Here is a 6,669-nt window from a genome sequence, read left to right as displayed (position 1 = left end):
ACGAGGTCGGCAGCCTCGCGTTTGAATTCAGGGGAAAAGGTACGGCGTTGTTTGGTCATCTGACACCTCGTTCTGGCGAGCATTCTCGCCTAAATGGGTGTCCGGTTTCATTAGACCACTACATACGGCGGATCTGAACCAGCTCCTCTTCCCTTTCACTAGGGTTCGGCACGATGAAATTCCTTTCGAAGAGGCGCCCCGCTGATGGGTATAACTAGTTTCTAGCGCCGACGTCTTGTGTATAGATAGAAAATCCACCGCTGTCAAAACATTGACTCATTATTCTTAGGATTCGTAACACCTTCTTCTTACTGCGGATATCCGCCCCACCCCAACATGACTATCCGCACGACCAAATCAGGAAACCGCAGTACCGGTATCCGACTGGAGAGCCTTTCTGACAACTTCAAATTGCCAGGGCCGTTCTCACTTATCGGGGGCATGCTCGTCGAAACAAACCACATTTCAGGCTGTGACTGGACTTAAATCGATCATCCTCTGAATCGATTTTTTACTGAATCACTCCTTCACCTCATGTCAGGTTCTGCACTGAATCTGACATGAGGCTTTTCCATGGAGCGTTTTTTTACGCCTGTCTGCCTGCTGGGTCTTTTGAGTGCCTGCAGCGCGCAAATCCCCACCCCATTGCCGACTAATCCAAAGATCGACAGTGGCTCCAATCTGACCCAATTATCAAGGAGCCCGGCCGAAGCAAGCCATCCGGCGGAGATCCGTTATGGTCGCTATACGCTGGTGAGCACAGAGCCCACCACGGAGCAACGTGATCTTCTCGCTCAAATAATTGATGTGAACATACCGTCCAACCTTAATCCCTCGGTACAGGAGGCGATGCACTACGTGCTGCAGCGCTCGGGTTATTCGCTCTGCCCTACCACCGAACTAGTAAAGACACTTTTCACTCGGCCTCTGCCTGCAGCCCATTACCAGCTCGGCCCGATTCCGTTACGCAGCGCACTACAAGTACTGGCGGGCTCCGCCTGGCAACTCACGACCGATGAGGTCAGCCGTTCGGTCTGCTTCGAACGGCAGAAAACGAAGGCTGGCGTCGCGCTGTTACTCCCCATCTCGCCCCATCAGTCGGGGGTACGTCCATGAAAGCCTCGACGTTTCAAACTCTCATTGTCGGCTCACTTTGCCTGGCGGTCTCCGGGCTGAGTGGTGGTTTGTACAACCAGTATCAACGCGTGATCGAGCTAGAAAATGCGAACACCCAACACCTAGAGATCCTGCAAACCTTGCAAAATGATTCGAGCGCTCTCAAAGACGCGCAGGAGAAGCTGCAGTACGCACTGAAAGACCTGAAGCAGATGGTGGATTCCGGTGAGCAACAGGCCAACACACTCGATCCGATGTTGGATCAATGGGCGCAAGAGATACAGGAACTGCGCGACCGTCTGGCAGACCGAGCCACCGCAACCGACATGAACGCGCTACGCGCACGACTTGAGCACGTCGAGCAGCAACTCCTGGACCTCAAGCCACAGCCAACACTTCAACCACCGACACCTTCCCCGGCCAAGCCGAAGAAAACCGCTCGCCCAAAGCCTGCCCCACTCCCGCCGCCATTCTCAGTATTGAGTGTCGAGTCCCGTGGTGGCGAGCGATTTCTGGCGGTCGTGCCTCCTGATAGTCGCTCGCTCAACGATATCCGGTTGCTGCACAACGGCGAGCAGCTCGGCACATGGCAACTGAAAGTGCTGGAGCCGAACGCGGCCATCTTCGCAGTGACCGCTCATCCAGACCAGACAGTGCAAATCCCCTGAGAAACGACTATGAACCGAGCGCCACTGTTGCCCGTCGTCTATCTCGTTTCGCTGCTCAGCACGGGCGCTGCGATGGGCACCCCTGTCACGACACCGTCACGGATCCAGGACACACAATCCACTCCGCTGGGACGCTCGCACTCTGAACAGGCTGCAAGCTGGGGTCTGACGGAGCAGGAGTGGACGCGCTTCGAAAAGATCCAAGCCGGCCCACGTGGTTTCTGGAGCCCGAATCTCGATCCCTTGACCGCCCTAGGGGTTGAGGCCCAGACCGACCAAGAGCGCCAGCGCTATGCTGAATTACAGGTAGCACTGGAAGCCAAACGCGCCGAGCGTGAATTGGCCTACCAAAACGCTTACACCGCGGCCTGGACCAAGCTGTTTCCTGGGCAGCTACCGATCCAGGGTATGGCATCTTCTTCCCCTACCAGCTCATCAGTCGCCCCGCGCCCAGCCCTGTTTGTGGAGGACCACTGCCCTGCATGCACCGCTGAAGCACAACGTTTGCAGAACAGTGACACGGCGTTCGATATCTACCTGGTGGGCAGCCAGGGCGAGGATGAACGCGTCCGCAGTTGGGCTCGGCAAGCGGACATCGATCCGGCTAAGGTTAAACGCCGGCAGATCACCCTGAACCATGACCGTGGTCGATGGTTCAGCCTGGGGGCTCCGGGGCCATTGCCCGCCACATTTCAACAGGTGAATGGACAATGGCAACGTCTCGATTGATTGCTATTGCGCTCCTGCTGACGGTGCACGCGGTTCGGGCTAACGAACTTCCGCCTCCGGCTTATCAACTGGCGGCGCATGACGCCAACATCCCTTCTACGGTGTTGTTCGCGATTGCCTTACAAGAGAGCGGTATTCGCGTCCGTGGTCGACTGCTGCCGTGGCCTTGGACCCTGAATATCGCCGGAACACCCTACCGTTTCGCCACTCGCCAGGCCGCATGTCACGCCTTGCTCCAGGCGCTCACGCAATATGACGCTAAACGGGTCGACGCCGGACTTGGGCAAACCAACCTGGGTTATCACGGACAACGTTTTTCCAGTCCCTGCGAAGCTCTCGAACCCTACCGCAATCTGGCTGTGACTGCCGCCCTGCTGCAAGAGCATCACGCCGTTACCGGTGACTGGGTTTCAGCCGCTGGGCGTTATCACCGCCCTGCGGGAGGTTTACCCGCCGCGCTTTACCGCGATGGATTCTCCCGGCAACTCGCACGGCTACAGGCTTCCGCTGAACAAGGCACACCACCATGAAACGAATTCCTATTGGCTATTACCTCTCCCTGCTCTTGGCTGCTTTCGCCCAGTCGAAACAATCCATTGCAGAGGACCAGTTTGGCGGCTTCATCCGTCCCCATTTTAAAGTTGCCAGGCCGCCCATAAACAACAATATCCAACTTGGTCGAGCCATGCATGCGGACTTGTCCACGTTTGCCGATGAAACCTGGATATTACCCGTTCGCAGCTCCCACTTGAGCCCCGGCCAAATCAAGTCTCGCGCCTTAAACATGCCGGGGTTACGGCCATTTTTCCTGGTGGGTGAGGATACCCAATCACTGGCTTGGTTGCGTCAACGCGCGACTGAATTGCAGGAAATGGGCGCGGCTGGTCTAGCGGTTGAAGTAACCGATGCCGAAGCTTTGATCCGGATTCGAGCAGCCGCCCCGGGCATCACCATCCTGCCGGTCAACGGTAACGACATTGCCACCCGCTTGCAGATCGAGCACTACCCCGTCGTGATCACCGCCACCTCATTGGAACAATGAGTCCAGGTCATGGCCGAACATGCGATGGAGTCCAAGCTCCGGCCGGCGGTGGAGTTGTACACAGTAGCGATCTGCATCGCCGCCGCGGTGTTGTGCGTGTACTCGCCTTGGGCTGTGGCCCTGTCACCCGAGATCGGGCTGGTTGCGGCGCTGGCCTATGCCCTGTTCGGCCTTATTCGGCTTCGACAAGCCTGGGAGGTGCTGCGCTATCGGCGCAATATCCGTCGGCTGCCCCGTTACGAGCTGACCAGTCGACAAATTCCGATCAGCCGCAAGCGTCTGTTCATGGGCCGCGGCTTTCGCTGGACCCGCCTGCACACCCAGCGCCTGGTCGAAGCCCAGGATCCGGCGGTCGCCCACTATGTCGACCAACCGACACGCTATCGCATGGCCCGTGGTCTCGAACGGTCCCTTGAGCATGCACCGTTTCCGCTCTCGATATTGGCCCGTGTCACTGCCTGGGACAGTGCCTTCAATCCGTTGCGCCCTTTACCACCGGTAGGAGGCTCGCCAGTGCTGCATGGGGTCGAGCCCGATGAAACGGAAGTCAGTCTGCCATTGGGCGAACGGGTCGGTCACACCCTGGTGCTAGGCACGACCCGCGTCGGCAAGACGCGACTCGCCGAGGTGTACATCACCCAGGACATTCACCGCATTGAACATGAGGTAGTGATTGTCTTCGACCCGAAGGGCGATGCCGACTTGCTCAAGCGCATGTACGTCGAAGCCAAACGTGCCGGTCGGGAGAAAGAGTTTTATGTCTTCCATCTGGGCTGGCCAGAAATCTCCGCCCGCTACAACGCGGTGGGACGTTTCGGACGTATTTCTGAGGTGGCATCTCGCATTGCTGGGCAGCTCAGTGGAGAAGGTAACTCCGCGGCCTTCCGTGAGTTCGCCTGGCGTTTCGTCAACATCATTGCCCGGGCTTTGATCGAATTGGGCCGGCGTCCGGACTACCTGCAGATCCAGCGGCATGTGGTCAACATCGATGCGCTGTTCATCGAATACGCCCAGCAGTTTTTCGCCAAGACCGACCCGAAGGCGTGGGAAGTGATCGTCCAGCTCGAAGGCAAGCTCACCGAGAAGAACATTCCCCGGCATATGATAGGACGCGAAAAGCGGGTAGTGGCTATCGAGCAATATCTGGCAGTGAAGCGTGTATTTGATCCGGTAATGGACGGACTGCGTTCAGCGGTGCGCTACGACCGCACTTACTTCGACAAAATCGTGGCCTCGCTACTGCCGCTGCTGGAAAAGCTCACCACCGGCAAGACCGCTCAGTTACTGGCTCCCAACTACACCGACCTGGATGACCCGCGGCCGATCTTCGACTGGATGCAGATCATCCGAAAACGCGGCATCGTCTACGTTGGCCTCGATGCGCTGACTGATGCCGAAGTGGCCGCCGCCGTGGGCAATTCGATGTTCGCCGACTTGGTCTCGGTCGCAGGACATATCTACAAACATGGCATTGACCATGGGCTGCCTCAATCTGGCAACGCTGGTGACAAACTGCCAATCAACCTGCATGCCGATGAGTTCAACGAGTTGATGGGCAATGAGTTCATTCCGCTGATCAACAAGGGGGGCGGTGCCGGTATCCAGGTAACCGCCTACACCCAAACCCTCAGCGATATCGAAGCACGTATAGGCAACCGCGCCAAGGCCGGCCAGGTGGTCGGCAATTTCAACACCCTACAGATGCTGCGGGTGCGCGAAACCGCGACCGCGGAACTGCTCACCCAGCAGTTGCCCAAGGTTAATGTGCTGACCAAGACCCTGGTCTCGGGCGCGACCGACACCTCCGATCCGGAGGCCAACACGGACTTCACCTCGTCTTCACAGGACCGTGTCAGCAGCACCGGCGTGCCGCTGATTGAGCCTGCTCACATCGTCAGTTTGCCCAAGGGGCAAATGTTCTCCTTCCAGGCCGGGGGCCAGCTCTGGAAAGTCCGCATGCCGTTGCCAAAACCCTCCAACGACGATGCCATGCCCAAAGACCTGCAGGAGCTTACCCAACGGATGCGGGCGGCTTACAACAAACAGGCAGGACAATGGTGGAGCGCAAGCGGTGGCGGCCCGACTACAAACTTCGATTTGGATCAGGTGGACTAGCCCGGCCTCACCACAGGTTTCGATTCAGCAAAAACGCTCCAAAAGGCGTCGTGACAACACCAACACTGCAACGCGCAATGGAGTGAACGATGGCGACGACCGCACAGAATACGCCGCCACAACCGATCCAGCGCCCGGGATTGATCATCTCGGCGATTGGCTTAGTTTTACGCATCATCGGTTTGCTGATCTCCTCATTGCTGTTTTCGATCCTCATCGAGTTCGCCGGCTTGCTGCTGTTCTGGGGCGACCAGGGTTGGCGGCACAGCAAAGCCATGTTGGAGAACGAACTGGGCTGGCTGAGTGAGCACTTCAAATTTTCTCTCATCCTCCAACAACCTGGACAGACGATTGTCCAATGGCTGGATTTTCTCAATCAATGGCTATTGGTTAAGACTGGCTTTGCGGATTTTGCCCGGCAGGCGCGGGTATCGAGCTTAGGCAACGGCTTTTGGAGCTGGACCAATCAGCTCTACGTGAGCATTGAGGACTTCGTACTGGCGGCGGTGTATGTGACCTTTACCTACGTGGTGCGACTGACCATTCTGGTCCTGGCCACCCCCCTATTTCTGCTGGCCATGCTCACCGGTTTTGTGGATGGCCTGATGCGCCGAGACCTGCGAAAATTTGGCGCTGGGCGAGAGAGCAGTTTTGTCTATCACCGTGCTAAACGAGCATTGATACCGCTGCTGATCGTGCCTTGGGGCGTTTACCTCTCCTTGCCCTTTTCGCTTAATCCCATAGCTATTTTTTTTCCTAGCGCGGTGATGCTAGGGATAACAACAGCACTCACGGCAACGACGTTCAAAAAATACCTCTAACAATGCAATTAGCTAAAAAATCCTAGTCGCCCGGCCAACTCATCTACCCAACCCTCCAAAGGCAAGACATAGTCTGCATTCAATTTTCCCCCAAGAAAGTTGGACATCGTCACTAGCCTTTTAAGCGACTATTTCATGCAGCTACAGCGCCGGTGCTATTCCAATCCTTCAAAACCAA

7 protein-coding genes are annotated in these 6,669 nt (G+C 57.0%); all 7 read left to right on the top strand.

Going from position 1 to position 6,669, the window contains the following annotated elements:
- Positions 1-573: 573 nt before the first annotated feature.
- The 7 genes from pilL2 (at position 574) to AACY44_RS26795 (ending at position 6,491) form a co-directional block, all read left to right on the top strand.
- The gene (gene pilL2 / locus AACY44_RS26825; RefSeq protein ID WP_339531448.1) at positions 574-1,116 is read left to right on the top strand and encodes a PFGI-1 class ICE element type IV pilus protein PilL2; all 543 of its coding nucleotides are present in this window, start codon (positions 574-576) and stop codon (positions 1,114-1,116) included.
- A complete protein-coding gene (locus AACY44_RS26820) occupies positions 1,113-1,784 on the top strand; it encodes a chemotaxis protein (RefSeq protein WP_339531446.1) in 672 nt (223 codons plus the stop codon). Before pilL2 ends, AACY44_RS26820 begins: the two co-directional genes overlap by 4 nt.
- Positions 1,785-1,793: 9 nt before the next feature.
- Positions 1,794-2,513 (top strand): TIGR03759 family integrating conjugative element protein, encoded by a 720-nt coding sequence (locus AACY44_RS26815; protein WP_060550361.1) that lies wholly within the window; start codon positions 1,794-1,796, stop codon positions 2,511-2,513.
- Complete coding sequence (locus tag AACY44_RS26810) at positions 2,495-3,043, top strand: lytic transglycosylase (RefSeq protein WP_339531444.1); 549 nt, start codon at positions 2,495-2,497, stop codon at positions 3,041-3,043. Before AACY44_RS26815 ends, AACY44_RS26810 begins: the two co-directional genes overlap by 19 nt.
- Positions 3,040-3,555, top strand: coding sequence for an integrating conjugative element protein (locus tag AACY44_RS26805; protein ID WP_339531442.1), 516 nt, complete (start codon positions 3,040-3,042; stop codon positions 3,553-3,555). Before AACY44_RS26810 ends, AACY44_RS26805 begins: the two co-directional genes overlap by 4 nt.
- Before the next feature lie 9 nt (positions 3,556-3,564).
- Positions 3,565-5,670 carry a type IV conjugative transfer system coupling protein TraD gene (gene traD / locus AACY44_RS26800; protein WP_339531435.1) on the top strand — a complete coding sequence of 702 codons (2,106 nt, stop codon included), beginning with the start codon at positions 3,565-3,567 and terminating at the stop codon, positions 5,668-5,670.
- Positions 5,671-5,759: 89 nt separating this feature from the next.
- Positions 5,760-6,491 carry a TIGR03747 family integrating conjugative element membrane protein gene (locus AACY44_RS26795; protein ID WP_339531433.1) on the top strand — a complete coding sequence of 244 codons (732 nt, stop codon included), beginning with the start codon at positions 5,760-5,762 and terminating at the stop codon, positions 6,489-6,491.
- Positions 6,492-6,669 lie beyond the last annotated feature (178 nt).

This window comes from Pseudomonas sp. RA_15y_Pfl1_P11, from assembly GCF_963970975.1.
Lineage (GTDB): Bacteria > Pseudomonadota > Gammaproteobacteria > Pseudomonadales > Pseudomonadaceae > Aquipseudomonas > Aquipseudomonas tritici.
Note: the sequence above shows the minus strand (reverse complement) of the source record. Positions and strands in the feature narration are given on the sequence as shown.